The sequence below is a fragment of the Mucilaginibacter humi genome, assembly GCF_013087555.1.
Genome location: NZ_JABFCR010000030.1, coordinates 1 through 15,819, shown reverse-complemented (window position 1 = coordinate 15,819; position 15,819 = coordinate 1). Strand labels below are relative to the sequence as shown.

The following is a 15,819-nucleotide window of genomic DNA, read 5'->3' as shown; positions in this document are numbered from 1 at the left end:
AATTGGCGATTAGCGATTAGTTTTATCGTTTGATTAAAGGAACACTTAATAGGAGGCGCGCTTTATAACATAGGGTGAGTCCCGGCGTTCGTTATAAAACCCTATACTTCACATTCCCCACAAAACTTTTAATCCAAAACGCTATTTTTGCATCCTTATGAGTATTGCTAAAACATATTTGCCTAAAGAAGCCGAAGAGAGATGGTATAAGTACTGGTTGGATAATAACTTTTTCAGATCGGTACCCGACGAACGCGAGCCTTACACTATTGTAATACCGCCGCCCAATGTTACCGGAGTATTGCACATGGGCCATATGTTAAACAATACTATACAGGATGTACTGATCCGCCGTGCCCGTATGCAGGGTAAGAACGCCTGCTGGGTGCCGGGTACAGATCATGCCAGTATTGCCACCGAGGCCAAAGTTGTTGCCATGCTTAAAGAGCGCGGTATCAGCAAAAATGACCTTACCCGCCCCGAGTTTTTAGGCTATGCCCGGGAGTGGAAAGAAAAGTATGGTGGTATCATCCTTGAGCAGCTTAAAAAACTGGGTGCTTCATGCGATTGGGAGCGCACCAGATTTACCATGGACGATAATTTATCAGAAGCGGTAATTGATACGTTTATCCACCTGTATAAAAAAGGGCTCATCTATCGCGGTATCCGCATGGTAAACTGGGACCCGCAAGGTAAAACCGCGGTTAGCGACGAGGAAGTGATCCGTAAAGAGGTTAATCAAAAACTTTATTACATAAAGTATAATGTAGTACCCGACGAATTGTCGATGCTGAGCGAGAGCCGGGCTACGCACCATTCGCCGCTTAACTCACGATACCTTACCATCGCTACTACCAGGCCCGAAACAATTATGGCTGATGCCGCAATTTGTATCAACCCTAATGATGAACGATACCTTCACCTGCATGGCCGCAAAGTATTTATACCGCTGATAAACCGCGAAATACCGGTGATATTGGACGAATACGTAGAAATGGATTTTGGTACCGGCTGTTTAAAGGTTACTCCCGCGCATGATTTGAATGACTATGAACTGGGTATAAAACACAACCTGCCGGTTATTGATATTTTAAATGATGATGGCACCCTAAATACCAAAGCCGAAATATTGGTAGGCGAGGACCGTTTTGCCGCGCGTAAAAAAATCGCGGTAATGCTGGAAGAAGCCGGCGTGTTGGATAAGGTAGAAGAATATAAATCGCAGGTAGGTTTTAGCGAGCGTACCAATGCCGTTATAGAGCCTAAGCTATCAATGCAATGGTTTTGCAAGATGGAGGAAATGGCTAAGCCTGCGCTTGATTATGTGTTGAACGGCGAGATCAAGCTGATCCCCGAAAAATTCATCAATACCTACCGCCACTGGATGGAAAATGTGAAAGATTGGTGCATAAGCCGCCAACTTTGGTGGGGGCAGCAAATACCTGCTTACTATTTACCAAATGGGCAGTATGTAATTGCAAAGACTATTGAGGAGGCTTTGGTTCAGGCAAAGGAACTAACTCAAAACCCACAACTCACAACTCAAGACTTAACCCGGGAAGAGGATGTAGTTGACACCGGTTTTCATCATGGTTATGGCCGATATCTGTATTTGATGGTTTTAAAGACCCTGATAATGCCGACATCAACTACTATTACCCAACAAACGATTTAGTTACCGCACCCGAGATCCTGTTTTTCTGGGTAGCGCGGATGATCATGGCAGGGCACGAATTTAGGGGCCAGGTCCCGTTTAAGAATGTTTACTTAACCGGAATCGTCCGCGATAAGCAGGGGCGTAAAATGTCAAAATCATTAGGCAACTCTCCCGATCCGCTTGACCTGATAGAAAAATATGGTGCTGATGGCGTAAGGGTAGGTATGCTGTTAAGCTCGCCTGCCGGTAACGATTTAATGTTTGATGAAAGCTATTGCCTACAGGGCCGTAATTTTTATAACAAGGTTTGGAATGCTTTCCTGTTGGTAAAAGGTTGGGAGGTTGACGATACTTTACCTAATCCTAACGCGGTTGCAATAAACTGGTTTGATAGCAGGTTTAACCAGGCATTGACAGAGATAGCCGACGATTTCTCGCAATACCGTTTATCAGAAGCTTTAATGGCTACCTATAAACTGGTTTGGGACGATTTCTGCGCCTGGTACTGGAAATGATAAAACCTGTATATCTGCAGCCAATAGACAGGGAAACCTATACAAAGACCATTGCTTTTTTGAAAATATATTAAAGATACTGCACCCGTTTATGCCTTTTATTACTGAAGAGTTATGGCATGATGAACTTTTGGAGAGCGGGATATACTTGACAGCTGTATTGTTGCCCAATTACCAAATAATGGGGAAATTAATTCCCGTATGTTAACGGATGTGGATAGCGTAAAACAAATTATAACCCAAATTAGGAATATCCGTAGCAGTAAAGGGATGTCGCCTAAAGAGGCGTTGCCGCTTTCTGTAAAAGCAAATTCCGGCATCGATTATTTGTTGTATAAGGCAATATTAACTAAACTGGCAAACCTTAACGAGTTAAATCTGGTAACTGATAAAGTTGCAGGTGCAAGCAGCTTTTTAGTACTAACTGATGAGTTTTATGTGTCGTTAAAAGAGAATATTGATGTTGCCGCCGAAACAGAAAGACTTCAAAAGGAGAAAGATTATTTAACAGGGTTCTTAAAATCAGTTAACGCCAAACTAACCAATGAGCGCTTTATGAGCAACGCCAAGCCAGAGGTGATTGAGGCCGAGCAAAAAAGAGAACCGATGCAGAAGCAAAATTAAAGATCATAGAAGAAGGATTAGCGGGATTGGCAAACTAATTGTGTAGTATGAATGTGCAAATCTTTGAGATTATAAATTAAAGGGTTACTAACATAATCATTAATATATAATTCCATTGGTTAGTGCAATGCTAAACAATTGGTTATGAACAAAAACGTACGGGTTTTTAATTTCTCGATCCGAAGAATACTATGTGCTGATCTTTCAATCTCGGATAATGCCCGTTTACGTTTATTATATTATGGCTTAGCACTTTCTTTCTGTACCTTGTTTGTATTGACTGCAGATATATTCTATCAGCAGCACCCCATACTAAGTTACACAACAGGGGCATTGTTTTTAACATCGGCAATACTATTTAAATGGCTTACTTACAGGCCCCGGTGGATCCTGATATCACACGTTATTCTTGTTGTAGGCACCCCGGTAAACCTTATTGATACTTATATAGCCATACAGGATGTAGATATAGTTACCATTGAGGTTATAATAATGATATTGCTTTTTAGCTTTTATATGCTGGGGCAAAAGGTGGGATTAATTTACTCGTTAATAAATATTATACCCGTAGTATTACTGTCGGTATTAAAGTATAATAATAGCTATATCATTAATTTACGACCGGAAAAGGTAGATGATACAACCAAAATCATAAGTACGTTTGCCTGCTTTATACTGATTGCTTTTATTCATAGCCATTTTTACAACGCCTTTATTAAAAGCATAAAAGAATTAAGAGAAACCAGCGAAAAGCAAAGCAGCCTTAGTGCCGAATTTGAAGAGGCAATGGAGAAGGCCCAAAAATCATCCGAAGCAAAATCAGAGTTCCTTTCTACCATGTCGCACGAGATCAGGACACCGCTAAATGCTGTAATAGGCATGAGTAATTTACTGATGGCCGGTAACCCAAGGCCTGATCAGCGCGAAAACCTCGAAGTACTGAAATTTTCAGCGGGTAACCTGTTATCTATTGTTAATGACGTGTTGGACTTTAACAAGATTGAATCGGGCAAACTGGTTTTTGAAAATACTAAGTTTAATATGGTTGAGCTGATGCATAATATTTGCGGCGGCCTGATGATGACCGCGCAAACTAAAGGCATATTGTTTAAACTGGATGTGGATAGTTCATTAAGCAGGAAGGTATTGTTTGGCGACCCTACACGGATGACACAGATTATATTTAACCTGGTAAGCAATGCAATTAAATTTACCGCAAACGGCAACATAACTGTGAAAGCTGCTTGTATTGAAGACAGGCATAACCTTGTAACCGTAAACTTCTCTGTTAAAGATACCGGGATAGGAATAGAGCAAAACCGCCTTAATATAATTTTTGAACCTTTTATCCAGGAGTCTACCAGTACTACCCGCCAGTATGGTGGCACAGGCTTAGGCCTGGCTATTGTTAAGCGCCTGCTTGAATTACAGGGGCTAAAAATAAAAGTAGATAGCCAGCCGGGTATTGGGTCGGAGTTCTCATTTAATATGGAGTTCCCGGTATCAACAGAAACTTTTGAGCCGGCCAGTATCAATCACCCACAGCATGTAATTGAAAACAGCGAAAGCTTAAGTACTGTACGCATGCTTATTGCCGAAGATAACCCGGTAAATGTAATGCTGATGAAGAAGCTGTTATCAAAATGGAATATTACCCCATCCATTGCAGAAAATGGTGAGCGCGCGGTTGAACTGGTGCAGTATGGCAACTTCGATATTATCCTAATGGACCTGCAAATGCCCGTAATGAATGGGTTTGATGCCGCCAGAGAGATCCGGAAAATGCCTAATCCTCAAAAATCAGCGATCCCTATCATTGCCCTAACAGCCTCTGCGCTGTTTGATATCAGGGAACAAGTTCAGGAGTCGGGAATGGATGATTACGTGTCAAAACCGTTTAAACCTAACGAGTTGTTTGAGAAGATCCAGAACCTGGTAAGCAAATCATCAACCGCCCCTAAGTTTAACCTTGTTGATAGCCCGGTAGTTCCTCAATAAATTGGTAACTGTTTTGTGCGAAGTTGATGCGGCAATAGAAATGCTGCAGGCCGTTAGTAACTGCTAATAAGCCAATTTTATGTACAATGTTATAACGTGCTATTTGGTCGAACACCTTCTGATTTATAACTACTGACGGCGCCTTACATTCCACCAATAAAATCTTGTCGCCCGCCGGGTTAAAACATATAATGTCTGATCGTTTTTGCTTACCGTACAGCTTATGCCCCCTTCTAACTTCAGTAAGCTTTTAGGATACTGTTTTTGATTGATAAGATACTGAACAAAATGCTGGCGCACCCACTCTTCGGGCGTAAGGATGATATTGCGTTTACGGATCTCGTCAAATAAACTTAGCTGCCCGTTCTCGTCGGTTATTTTAAAAGGATGAGGGGGCAAGTTTAAGGGTTGCAGCATGAAGGTATATTAAAATTCAAAAGTAAAAATTCAAAATCATTATTTGTTATCTAAATGGCATAGCCCTGGCGCCCTGCTCTTGTAAATATCCTGTCACCACTATAACCAATCCTTTTTAGTAAATTAGTAACGCTCAACCACCGTTCTTTTAACCTATTGTTTACAACAAAAAATCATTGCGCTAAACAAGCAAAACAGCACTTTTTTTTTTATAAATATCTAACAAACAACTACTTGTGCAAAAATCTTACTACCGGCATCACCACCTATACCCGAAAAACACCGATTTTTACTACCGGTTAAAGCCTTAATGCCCCAAAAATGCCCAATTTTACTACCGGCTAAAGCCTTAATACCCCAAAAATGCCCAATTTTACTACCGCATTAACAAGCTATACCGGTGTAAAAATTACTTGACAAAAAATATCAATAAGTGATATTCGCACATTTAACAATTACTTAATTTTATTTATTATTGCACTTAACTGAACTCAATTATTCTCATGAAAATAAAATTCGCTCATTTAATTATGGCGGGGGCGTATGCCTTGCTGCCACTGCTTTTGTTATTGACAAGCCAAAGCCAAAACCTCCCCGTAAGTTTATCGACCCGGCAAACATGAACCTTTCTGTAAAGCCGGGGGATGATTTTTTGAATACGCCAATGGTACCGGATAAAAACAATCCCATACCGGCCAAACAAACCCGCTGGGGCTCGTTCATTATTTTAAACCAGGATAATATCGACCATGTTGTTAGTATCCTTAAAGATGCCAGCAAAACATCCGGACTAAAGGGTAGTGTAAAACAACGTGTTGGCGATATGTATGCCAGTGGCATGGATTCTTTAACCATCGAAAAACGTGGCTATGACCCAATTAAAGCTGATCTGGAACGCATTGCCCTTATCCGCACTTCGGATGATGTGGTGGCAGAAGCAACTTACGAACGCAACCACGCTATCGGTTCGCCGTTTTTTGGTTTTGGCGTAAGCGCTGATTCAAAACACCCAAATGTTAATGCCGTATATTTCTCGCAAGGCGGTACTACCCTGCCAGATCGCGATTATTATTTAAAAGATGATGCACGTACGGTTAAAATTCAGAATGCCTATAAGCAGTATATTGTTAATTTATTCTCATTAATTGGTACAGATACCAAACAGGCAATAAAAAATGCCGATGCGATTTTTAGCATTGAAACCAAACTGGCTAAAGCACAATTAAGCCGTGTTGAAATGCGCGACGCAAATAAGCGCTATAATAAAATGTTGGTGGTTGACTTTAAACACCTCACCCCACACTTTAACTGGATAACCATATTACCACAATTAAAAGCTCCGGGACAAGACAGTGTAATTATTGACAACCCTAACTTCTTTAAGGCGGAGGATGATGTTGTTGGATCAACAATTGTAGATGACCTTAAAACTTACTTAACCTGGGGTATTTTAAAAGGTTCTGCTAATTCTTTAAGCTCGCCGTTTGTAAGGGCATCATTTGATTTTAGCAGCGTTTTAACGGGCCAGAAAGTTCAAACACCGCGTTATGAGCGTATGGCATCAACTGTCGACCAAAGCATGGGCGATTTATTGGGCCAGCTATATGTTGCCAAATACTTTAAGCCTGCTGCCAAAACTTACATGATAAACCCGGTAAACAACCTTAAAAGTGTTTTAGGCGACCGTATTAAACGCCTTGACTGGATGAGCGACGAAACTAAGGCGCACGCGCTTAAAAAGTTAGCCGCTTTCAGCGTTAAAATTGGTTATGCTGATAAATGGGAAACCTACAAAGGCCTGGTTATTGAACGCAATGATTACATAGGTAACCTGCGTCGCGTTTCGCAATGGAAATATAACTTTAACCTTAGCCAGTTAGGTAAACCGGTTGATAAAACCCGCTTTAACATGACGCCGCCAACTGTAAATGCCAACTACAGTTCTACTAAAAATGAGATCACTTTCCCGGCAGGTATTTTACAGTACCCTTTCTTTGATTTCGCTGCTGACGACGCTGTAAATTATGGCGGTATCGGCGCTGTAATAGGTCACGAAATGACTCACGGTTTTGACGACCAGGGGCCGCCAATCGGATTTTGATGGTTCATTGCACGACTGGTGGACCAAGGCTGATGCTGACAAGTTTAAAGAGCGTGCTGATAAAGTAGTTGAGCAGTTTAATGCGTATACGGTTAATGATAGTTTACATGTAAACGGCCGCCTGACATTAGGCGAGAACCTTGCCGACCTTGGCGGCTTAAACGTTGCTTACGAAGCATTTAAGAAAACCAAACAAGGCAAATCAAACGTTAAGATTGACGGCTTTACGCCCGATCAGCGTTTCTTCCTTTCATTCGCGCAGGTGTGGAGAGGTTCGGCCCGCCCGGAAACCGCTGCACAATTGGTTTTGGTTGATCCGCATTCACCGGGCCAGTATCGTGCTTTTGCCGCATTAACCAATATGGATGCCCGGTACAAAGCATTTAATGTACGCCCCGGCGATAAATTATATAAAAAGCCTGAGGATAGAATTAAGGTTTGGTAAAGCCCTGATACGATCCTTTAAATAAAGTAACAACAAAGCCCGGTTTTAGCCGGGCTTTGTTATTTAATGTGACCTGCCGAATACATTGAAATAGTTATCTTTGCTGGTAAATGATCATTAATCAATTTTACGATACAGGTTTGGCCCATGCATCATACGCTATTATACGCGATGCAAAGATGATAGTGATTGACCCGAGCCGCGACCCGCAGCCATATTATGATTTTGCGCAGCTGCATGAGGCTGATATCGTAGGTGTTATTGAAACCCATCCCCACGCTGATTTTGTAAGCTCGCATTTAGAGATCCATCAAACTACCGGTGCCATTATATATTGCAGTAAGCTGGTTGGCGCTGCTTACCCGCACGAAAGCTTTGATGATGGTGATATTATTTATTTAGCTGATATCAAACTCAAAGCCATAAACACGCCCGGCCATTCGCCTGATTCGATTTGTATTTTGTTGGAGGATGAGGATGGTAAAGAACAGGCCCTATTTACCGGCGATACTTTATTTGTTGGCGATGTAGGCCGGCCCGATCTGCGGGAAAACGCCGGAAATATCACCGCTAAAAAAGAAGTATTGGCCAGGCAAATGTATCATTCGTTGCGCGATAAGCTAATGATGCTGCCGCATCATGTTACGGTTTATCCGGCACATGGTCCCGGATCGCTTTGCGGTAAAAACATGAGCCCTGATTTGGACAGCACTATAGGCCGCGAACTGCGCGAAAACTACGCCCTGCAAATTGCCGGCGAAGATGAATTTGTGAAAGTTATAACTACCGATCAGCCCTTTGTACCGCATTATTTTGGCTTTGATGTAGACCTGAACAAAGAAGGCGCGCCTGCATTTAAACAAAGCATTGGAAAGGTTACAAAAGAGAATGTCGATTTAGAAAAAGGAGTCGTGGTTATTGACACCCGCAGCAAAGAAGCGTTTGCGGCCGGCCATTTAAAAGGGGCCATTAACCTGCAGGATGGTGGTAAGTTTGAAACCCGGTTAGGCTCAATTATTGAGCCTCATGAAAAATTTTACCTGATAGCCGCAACTGACGACGCGCTGGATACCGTTATAAAAAAGCCGCTAAAATAGGTTATGAGCAAAACATTAAAACTGCTTTATTAACCCCCGCAAATGCCAACCACACTTCGGCAGTTATTGACCGGATGCTTTTAAATCATCGCCAAATAGTTATACCATAATTGATGTGCGAAACCGTAGCGAAGTAAGCGAAGGAAAGATCTTTGATAACGCATTAACTATCCCTTTGCCCGAGTTGCGCAACCGTCTGCACGAGATCCCGACAGGAAGACCTATTGTGGTGCATTGCGCGGCAGGCTACCGCTCGGCAGCAGCAACCAGTATTGTTGCAGGCAGGATAAGCTCGACCCCGGTTTATGATCTGAGCGATGCCATTACTGACTTTGGCTTAACACACTAATTATGCTTGAGCTTGTAAAAACTGCCGACGGCTCTAACACAATTTACAATCCGCAGGTTGGCGAGAATTATCATTCAGTAAATGGGGCGTTGCAGGAGAGCCGCCATGTGTTTTTAAACGCAGGGTTCCAATATTTCTGGATAATAATCTTGCAAAAAAGGTATCTGTATTAGAAGTAGGTTTTGGCACCGGGCTTAATTTCTTATTGACCGCTGATTTTTGTACCGTTAACAAAATCGAGCTCAACTATACGGGCATTGAGGCCTATCCCTTAACTGATGAGTTAATGAGCAGTACAGGTTACGACCAATATGTAACTACAGGAACCCGGGAATCCTTAATAAAAAATTACCAATCGGCTTTAACCGCACCCACAGTATTAAACCCATACAGCAACCTGCAAATAGCCGGCTGTGAACTGATGAATTTCCGTTCGGAAGAGAAATTTAACGTTATCTATTTCGATGCATTCGCCGCTGCCCATCAACCCGAAATGTGGAACGAGGAAGCTATTGCCCATACGGTTAGCTTTTTAAAATCCGGTGGCGTATTTGTTACATATGCCATTACCGGTAACCTGAAACGCATGTTAAAAGGCTTGGGGCTGCAAATACAAAAGATACCCGGCGCGGCAGGTAAGCGCGAAATGTTACGAGCTGTTAAAATTTAAATCCCACGTTAAACTTCATTGTGAAGCCATTTGTAGTCGGCAGCTCGCGCACCGGAAATGCCACGGTTGTTGATGAACTGCGGGTAGCATAAATTATTGGCCCGCCGCATAAAGTAAATGCTAAACGCGAACTAACCGGCGAATAATTTAATGAGGGGCCTATCAATAATCTTGCGCCGCCTTCGGCTTCATCAGTTTCCCAAAAGCCTTCAAGGTCCTGCCCTACTGCTTCTATGCCGCCAAAAAACTGGTTACTAATTTTATGGTGCACGCCTAAGCTACTGATAACATCAACACCGTCCCTGCCGGTTGCAAATGCTCTTTCAAATCGTACGTTAGCACCCAGTTTCCAGTTAGGTTTATCGTAAGCCGCAGTAATGCGTGTCAGCGCTACTTTGCTATTGTTGAACTCACGCCTAAAGCCCGGGCTGGCCCCTATCCGTAAATCAGTCGGCAAATTTCCGCCGATGAAGTCGCGTAAAAATTCTGCTTGCTGCAAACTATTCACCTGACCATCTTTCCCGAAACCAATACCTGCCGAAACCAACATAGTAATGTTTGCCCCTAAATAGCCTTTAACAGCAAAGTTTTGATCGACGCCGTTATAGCCCAATGGTGTAACGGTTCGCTCGCCATATCCGCCTGAGTAGTTTAAGCTCCGGTGCGTCCGGATGGATTAAGCGTACTGATGGTAAATAAAAATGGCTGTGGCTGCGTTAATGAAGCATCGGCCCCATCTTTTAAATCCTGGGCATAACCCGGCGCGGTAAAAAATATTATGGCTAGCAGTGAAGCGTAGATTTTCCTGATCATATGGTTTGGTATTGGATGTAAACACTAAGTTAACAGTACCTAATTAATTTCATGTTAGGTTTTTGCTAAGTTTTCTAAAAATCGCCGGCAATAGTCGGGGTAATATGGGTCATGAACCTTATTTTTACGAAAAAAGCTATGTCATTAGCCCCACCTATTACCGCCCATAACCCTGCTTCAGCTTTCGAACGTTTATTAACCATCATGGACGATCTGCGTTTAAATTGCCCCGGGATAAAAAGCAAACCCTTGAAAGTTTAAGGCACTTAACTATCGAGGAAGTTTATGAATTATCCGACTCGATACTAAGCGCCGATATGCCCGAAATAAAGAAGGAGTTGGGCGATATTATGCTGCACCCGGTTTTTTATGCAAGGATAGCATCCGAAGGCAACCATTTTAATATTACCGACGTACTTAACAGTATATGCGATAAGCTGATTAATCGTCACCCCCATATTTATAGCGATGTTGAGGTTAATGACGAGAACGATGTTAAGCGCAACTGGGAGCAGATAAAGCTAAAAGAAGGTAACAAATCTGTTTTAGGTGGTGTGCCGGCATCATTACCTGCATTGGTAAAAGCATCGCGCATACAGGAAAAAGCCCGTGGTGTGGGGTTTGACTGGGAAGAGAAAAGCCGGTATGGGCCAAAGTTGAAGAAGAACTGCAAGAGTTTAAAAACGAATTTAATGCCGAGGACGAGGCGAATATAGATCACGAAAAGGCGGAGGGTGAATTTGGTGACCTGTTGTTCTCTTTAATAAATTATGCAAGGTTTATTAATATAAACCCCGAGGATGCGTTGGAAAAGACTAACCGCAAGTTTATAAAACGGTTTCAATACCTTGAAAGTAAAGCCGCCGAAAGCGGTAACCAATTACAAAACATGAGCCTGGCCGAAATGGATGTATTTTGGAACGAGGCCAAAAAGATAAAATAGAATAGCCGGGTTGTGCACGGCACAAAACTGAATATGAAACGGAAAGCTATTTATTTATTACTCCTGCTGCTGGTTGTTATAGCCGGTTGTATTAAGAGTTATAAAGACCCTGCTTTCGATTCTAATAATCTGGGTTACCCCTTAGGCACATTTACTGGCGAATTTAGCCGTATCCACAAAAACCGCCTAACCTATAAATACGATACTACCAGGGCTATGTTAAAACTGGTGCTATCAACAAATACCGGTTTTGCCGTAACCGGCGATACCACTACCGCACATGCCGGCAGCTATGGAAGCTTTAGCGAAGATTTTGTAAATATGTCGTTTGATGATATTACCTATCCGTATAAATATTCGCCTAAAAAACTCACCTCTCGGGCTTTTATACCTATACTTATGATGGCACTAATTTAAAGATAAGCAGCGGTTTGCCAACAGATACGATAAGATGTATTTATACCTTAAAGAAAATGTAATTAACCATATCCCCGATAACCTGATTAATGGCCGATATTTTTGATAAATACCGGCTTTTTATTTACCGGTTATTTATACTGGATAGCTTTTACCGGCGAGATCCTGGATACCAGCATGGATGGGATAACAAGTACCAGCAAACAAATAACCATAGTACCAATATTTAGCAATACTACATCGGCCAGTTTAAGTTGTATAGGTACAAATGTCATATAGTACGATTCCGGATCCAGCTTAAAAAAATGTGTTTTATATTGCATCCAGCTTAACCCTAATCCAAATATATTTCCAAACAGCAATCCTAAACCAATAAGATACGAAGCGTTGTATAAAAACACTTTTTGTATCGCCCAGTTTTTAGCGCCCATAGCTTTTAATATGCCTATCATAGCGGTACGCTCCAGTATCATTATCAGCAGGGCCGATATCATGTTAATTACGGCAACAGCCAACATCAAAATAAGCATTACCCGGGCGTTTACATCCAGCAAGGGCAACCACTCAAATATCAGAGGGAAATTTTCAAATACGGTAGTTAATCTAAGTCGTGGTGGCAACGCATCATTAACCACATTGGCAGCATGATCAAGCTGATCAAAATCGGCAACCCGTAATTCATAGCCGCCAATTTCATCCGGCTCCCAATTATTCAGTCGTTTTATTAGTGAAATATCGCCAATAACATAAGTTTTGTCGATCTCTTCAATACTGGTGTCAAAAATCCCTACAACCTTAAATGGCCTGCGCCGTAATGGTTCCTGCACAAAATACATCATCAGGGCATCGCCAACTTTAAGCTTCAACCGGTTGGCTATGGTTTGCGATATCATTAATTGTGTTTTTGCACGGGTTGTATCAGAAAAATCAATTACTGTACCCGCAGCAAGGTTGGCCTTCAAAAAGTCCCATTGGTACGTGCTGTCCACTCCTTTAAGCACCACGCCTTCAATTTCGTTATGTGCTTTAATAATACCTGGCTTAGTGGCAAAAGGCATTATATGTGTAATAGCTCCGCTTTTTATAGCAAGGTTCTCAAATGTATCAGCCTTTACAAATGGAGAATTTTCGTAAGAGCTGTTCAGGTCATATTTAACTACTTTAATGTCACCGTCAAACCCGCGTACTTTCTCCTTGATCTCATTTTTAAATCCCCGAATAATAGCCATCGATAAGATCATAACGCCAAGGCCCAGCATAATCCCAACTATCGCTATGCGCACAATCAGTTTTGAAAATGTACGTTTAGATCTAAATGAAATACGGCCCGCTATAAATGATGCGAAATTCAATGCTGTAATGATTTTTAGTAACTTAGCAAATATGCAGTTTTACCACGTAAAAAGGCGTTTTTAATTTAAAGACATCAAATCTATATGAAGCAAATAAAATATCTTTTTCTGTATCTGCTAATGGCATTATTACCATTGATTGTTGAGGCCTATGCTCAACCGGGTAAAACACCAGCACATAAAATTGATAAACCCATAGTTACCGGTGCCGACCAAACAAAACTGTATGTAAACTACCTTAAAGGTAAAAATGTGGGGATGGTAGTTAACCAAACTTCCATTATTGGTAAAAATAAAACACCCAGCCCCGATAGCTTATTAAAACTTGGCGTAAAAATTAAGAAGATTTATGGCCCCGAACATGGTTTTAGAGGCAATGCCAGCAATGGCGCCGCTGTAGGCAATGAGGTTGATGCAAAAACCGGCATACCTGTAATATCGCTTTATGGCAGTAAACATTATAAACCTACGGTTGATGACCTGAAAGGCATTGATGTGATGGTATTTGATATCCGTGGACGTGGGTGTACGCTTTTACACCTATATATCAACCCTGCATTATATAATGGAAGCTTGTGCCGAAAACAATATCGAACTGTTGATATTAGACCGGCCCAACCCCAACGGAACTATCATTGACGGACCGGTATTAGATACCAATTACAAATCATTTGTGGGCATGCATCCTATCCCTATTGCACATGGTATGACAATTGCCGAATACGCACAAATGATAAACGGTGAAGGCTGGTTAAAAAACCGGTACAGTGCAAGCTAAAAATCATTAAGCTGGCTAATTATAACCATGCAGCAACTTATATATTACCGGTTAACCCATCGCCAAATTTAAATACCAATCAATCCATTTTGCTGTATCCAAGCACTTGCTTGTTTGAGGGTACAACCTTTAGTTTGGGCCGGGGTACTATGTTACCATTTGTACAGATCGGGCATCCGTTGTTAAAAGGTAAGTATAGCTTCTCGTTTACGCCGGTAAGCATACCCGGGATGAGTGAAGAACCGCCGCAAAAAAATAAAATTTGTTATGGTATTGATCTTAAAAATTACTACACCGGCGCCCTGAAAAAAGCGGCCGGATAAACTTATCATGGTTAATTGGCTTATATAAGAGCTTTCCGGACAAGGCGCATTTTTTTAATGCCTATTTCACAAAACTGGCAGGTACAGAAGAGCTTAGAAAACAAATTGAAACTGGCAAAACAGAAGCTGAAATACGCCAAAGCTGGGCAGTTGGTTTAAACAAATACAAGACAATGCGCCACAAATATTTATTATATCAATAATTGGTTTTAGGGATAGCTTAACATTTAAACAATTTTTAAGGTTTTTACTTATTACAAGTTTAAATAACCAGATAAAATTATTATATTTTCACCATAACCATCATGGCGGGCTTACACTGAATAACAGCTCATGATAGTATTATCATAATTTAAAAAAGTATACGGATGAAAATCGTGTTTATGGGTACGCCGCAGTTTGCTGTGGCATCGTTAGATGAATTAATAAAAGCCGGAGCCGATATTGTAGGCGTAATTACCGCACCCGATAAACCTGCCGGACGCGGGCAGAAGGTTACCGAGTCGGCAGTAAAGCAGTATGCCGTTGCAAATGGCTTACGCGTATTACAACCCACAAATTTAAAGGACCCCGATTTTTTAGCCGAACTAAGATCATTAGATGCCGACCTGCAAGTAGTAGTAGCCTTTAGGATGCTGCCCGAAGAAGTTTGGAATATGCCCGATAAAGGAACCATAAACTTACACGCATCATTATTGCCCAACTATAGAGGTGCAGCACCGTTAAACTGGGTGTTAATTAACGGCGAAAAAGAAAGCGGCGTTACCACATTTTTCCTGAAACATGAAATTGATACCGGTAATGTATTGTTTACCGAAAAGTAACGCTTACCGGCCACGAAACTGCCGGCGAGCTGCATGACCGCTTAATGCATAAAGGTGCCGGCTTGTTGGTAAAAACCGTTAAGGCAGTTGAAAGCGGCCGTTATAATGAGCACCCAGTTAAACTTGTGGGTCGATAAGCCATTTTAATTACCGACTCGGTAACCTTCTGCCCGCGTCGGCAGGTTTATCGCGTGCGGTAATTACGGGCTCCGGCTTTATTAATTCATCTAACGATGCCACAGCAAACTGCGGCGTACCCATAAACACGATTTTCATCCGTATACTTTTAAATTATGATAATACTATCATGAGCTGTTATTCAGTGTAAGCCCGCCATGATGGTTAATAAACGTTCAGCTGGAAGCAGGGTTATGGGCGGTAATAGGTGGGAGCTAATGACATAACTTTTTTTCGTAAAAATAGGTTCATGACCTGCTGATGTGCCGGCGATTTTAGAAAACTTAGCGAAACTAATGAAAATTAATTAGGTACTGTT

The 15,819-nt window shown here is 41.7% G+C and carries 20 protein-coding genes and 4 pseudogenes; 18 read left to right on the top strand and 6 right to left on the bottom strand.

The features are described 5' to 3' along the window. Positions 1–157 precede the first annotated feature (157 nt). From HK413_RS22120 to HK413_RS07645, 5 genes and pseudogenes are all read left to right on the top strand, one after another. A pseudogene (locus HK413_RS22120) lies at positions 158–1,860 on the top strand (valine--tRNA ligase); the annotation flags it as partial. 21 nt (positions 1,861–1,881) lie between these two features. Further along, the gene (locus HK413_RS22115; protein ID WP_394353147.1) at positions 1,882–2,172 is read left to right on the top strand and encodes a class I tRNA ligase family protein; all 291 of its coding nucleotides are present in this window, start codon (positions 1,882–1,884) and stop codon (positions 2,170–2,172) included. Beyond that, positions 2,129–2,380 (top strand): class I tRNA ligase family protein, encoded by a 252-nt coding sequence (locus HK413_RS22110; RefSeq protein WP_394353146.1) that lies wholly within the window; start codon positions 2,129–2,131, stop codon positions 2,378–2,380. Before HK413_RS22115 ends, HK413_RS22110 begins: the two co-directional genes overlap by 44 nt. After that, positions 2,374–2,796: a hypothetical protein gene (locus HK413_RS22105; protein ID WP_246230019.1), complete on the top strand. Its 423-nt coding sequence runs from the start codon at positions 2,374–2,376 to the stop codon at positions 2,794–2,796. The genes HK413_RS22110 and HK413_RS22105 overlap by 7 nt, the downstream gene beginning before the upstream one ends. 144 nt (positions 2,797–2,940) lie before the next feature. Beyond that, entirely contained in the window at positions 2,941–4,794 is a 1,854-nt protein-coding gene (locus tag HK413_RS07645; protein WP_175269756.1) for an ATP-binding protein, read from the top strand. On the opposite strand, the pseudogene HK413_RS07640 reads toward HK413_RS07645, so the two are convergent. Further along, positions 4,760–5,211 (bottom strand): annotated as a pseudogene (locus tag HK413_RS07640) (type I restriction enzyme HsdR N-terminal domain-containing protein). The gene HK413_RS07645 and the pseudogene HK413_RS07640 overlap by 35 nt on opposite strands. 475 nt (positions 5,212–5,686) lie before the next feature. Here HK413_RS07640 and HK413_RS07635 point away from each other — a divergent pair. The 6 genes from HK413_RS07635 (at position 5,687) to mnmD (ending at position 9,873) form a co-directional block, all read left to right on the top strand. Next, positions 5,687–7,312 carry a M13 family metallopeptidase gene (locus HK413_RS07635; RefSeq protein WP_246230017.1) on the top strand — a complete coding sequence of 542 codons (1,626 nt, stop codon included), beginning with the start codon at positions 5,687–5,689 and terminating at the stop codon, positions 7,310–7,312. Further along, entirely contained in the window at positions 7,281–7,757 is a 477-nt protein-coding gene (locus tag HK413_RS17315) for a M13-type metalloendopeptidase (RefSeq protein WP_246230016.1), read from the top strand. The genes HK413_RS07635 and HK413_RS17315 overlap by 32 nt, the downstream gene beginning before the upstream one ends. Before the next feature lie 110 nt (positions 7,758–7,867). Beyond that, on the top strand, positions 7,868–8,854 hold the full coding sequence (locus HK413_RS07630) for an MBL fold metallo-hydrolase (RefSeq protein ID WP_246230014.1): 987 nt from the start codon (positions 7,868–7,870) through the stop codon (positions 8,852–8,854). Between the two features lie 115 nt (positions 8,855–8,969). Then, positions 8,970–9,203 carry a rhodanese-like domain-containing protein gene (locus HK413_RS17310; RefSeq protein ID WP_317169379.1) on the top strand — a complete coding sequence of 78 codons (234 nt, stop codon included), beginning with the start codon at positions 8,970–8,972 and terminating at the stop codon, positions 9,201–9,203. A gap of 2 nt (positions 9,204–9,205) precedes the next feature. Next, the gene (locus tag HK413_RS17305; protein WP_246230012.1) at positions 9,206–9,376 is read left to right on the top strand and encodes a hypothetical protein; all 171 of its coding nucleotides are present in this window, start codon (positions 9,206–9,208) and stop codon (positions 9,374–9,376) included. Then, a complete protein-coding gene (mnmD, locus tag HK413_RS07625; RefSeq protein WP_317169384.1) occupies positions 9,334–9,873 on the top strand; it encodes a tRNA (5-methylaminomethyl-2-thiouridine)(34)-methyltransferase MnmD in 540 nt (179 codons plus the stop codon). The genes HK413_RS17305 and mnmD overlap by 43 nt, the downstream gene beginning before the upstream one ends. Here the strand turns inward: mnmD and HK413_RS07620 are convergent. The 3 genes from HK413_RS07620 to HK413_RS19615 all read right to left on the bottom strand — a co-directional run bounded on the left by HK413_RS07620 (position 9,863) and on the right by HK413_RS19615 (position 10,892). Next, the gene (locus HK413_RS07620; RefSeq protein WP_175269755.1) at positions 9,863–10,486 is read right to left on the bottom strand and encodes a hypothetical protein; all 624 of its coding nucleotides are present in this window, start codon (positions 10,484–10,486) and stop codon (positions 9,863–9,865) included. The genes mnmD and HK413_RS07620 overlap by 11 nt on opposite strands. 38 nt (positions 10,487–10,524) lie before the next feature. Continuing rightward, entirely contained in the window at positions 10,525–10,686 is a 162-nt protein-coding gene (locus tag HK413_RS07615) for a hypothetical protein (protein WP_175269754.1), read from the bottom strand. 74 nt (positions 10,687–10,760) lie between these two features. Then, positions 10,761–10,892 (bottom strand): hypothetical protein, encoded by a 132-nt coding sequence (locus HK413_RS19615; RefSeq protein ID WP_262886829.1) that lies wholly within the window; start codon positions 10,890–10,892, stop codon positions 10,761–10,763. Between HK413_RS19615 and mazG the strand changes: the two are divergent. Both mazG and HK413_RS07605 read left to right on the top strand, forming a co-directional pair. Further along, positions 10,891–11,629: pseudogene (gene mazG, locus HK413_RS07610) on the top strand (nucleoside triphosphate pyrophosphohydrolase). The gene HK413_RS19615 and the pseudogene mazG overlap by 2 nt on opposite strands. Positions 11,630–11,662: 33 nt before the next feature. Further along, positions 11,663–12,046 carry a hypothetical protein gene (locus tag HK413_RS07605; protein ID WP_175269753.1) on the top strand — a complete coding sequence of 128 codons (384 nt, stop codon included), beginning with the start codon at positions 11,663–11,665 and terminating at the stop codon, positions 12,044–12,046. 131 nt (positions 12,047–12,177) lie between these two features. On the opposite strand, the gene HK413_RS07600 is transcribed toward HK413_RS07605, so the two are convergent. Next, entirely contained in the window at positions 12,178–13,398 is a 1,221-nt protein-coding gene (locus HK413_RS07600; RefSeq protein ID WP_175269752.1) for an ABC transporter permease, read from the bottom strand. A gap of 84 nt (positions 13,399–13,482) precedes the next feature. Here HK413_RS07600 and HK413_RS20970 point away from each other — a divergent pair, with 84 nt between their 5' ends. The 5 genes and pseudogenes from HK413_RS20970 to HK413_RS07590 all read left to right on the top strand — a co-directional run. After that, positions 13,483–14,037, top strand: coding sequence for an exo-beta-N-acetylmuramidase NamZ domain-containing protein (locus HK413_RS20970; protein WP_317169378.1), 555 nt, complete (start codon positions 13,483–13,485; stop codon positions 14,035–14,037). Next, entirely contained in the window at positions 13,964–14,176 is a 213-nt protein-coding gene (locus HK413_RS20965; protein WP_317169377.1) for an exo-beta-N-acetylmuramidase NamZ domain-containing protein, read from the top strand. The genes HK413_RS20970 and HK413_RS20965 overlap by 74 nt, the downstream gene beginning before the upstream one ends. Before the next feature lie 89 nt (positions 14,177–14,265). Next, positions 14,266–14,499, top strand: a complete 234-nt coding sequence (locus HK413_RS20960) for a hypothetical protein (RefSeq protein WP_394353145.1) — start codon at positions 14,266–14,268, stop codon at positions 14,497–14,499. Further along, positions 14,496–14,702 (top strand): exo-beta-N-acetylmuramidase NamZ domain-containing protein, encoded by a 207-nt coding sequence (locus tag HK413_RS20955; RefSeq protein WP_317169382.1) that lies wholly within the window; start codon positions 14,496–14,498, stop codon positions 14,700–14,702. Before HK413_RS20960 ends, HK413_RS20955 begins: the two co-directional genes overlap by 4 nt. 165 nt (positions 14,703–14,867) lie before the next feature. Beyond that, positions 14,868–15,439, top strand: a pseudogene (locus tag HK413_RS07590) (methionyl-tRNA formyltransferase); the annotation flags it as partial. Between the two features lie 31 nt (positions 15,440–15,470). On the opposite strand, the gene HK413_RS19610 reads toward HK413_RS07590, so the two are convergent. Beyond that, a complete protein-coding gene (locus HK413_RS19610; protein WP_262886828.1) occupies positions 15,471–15,599 on the bottom strand; it encodes a hypothetical protein in 129 nt (42 codons plus the stop codon). Between the last annotated feature and the right edge of the window lie 220 nt (positions 15,600–15,819).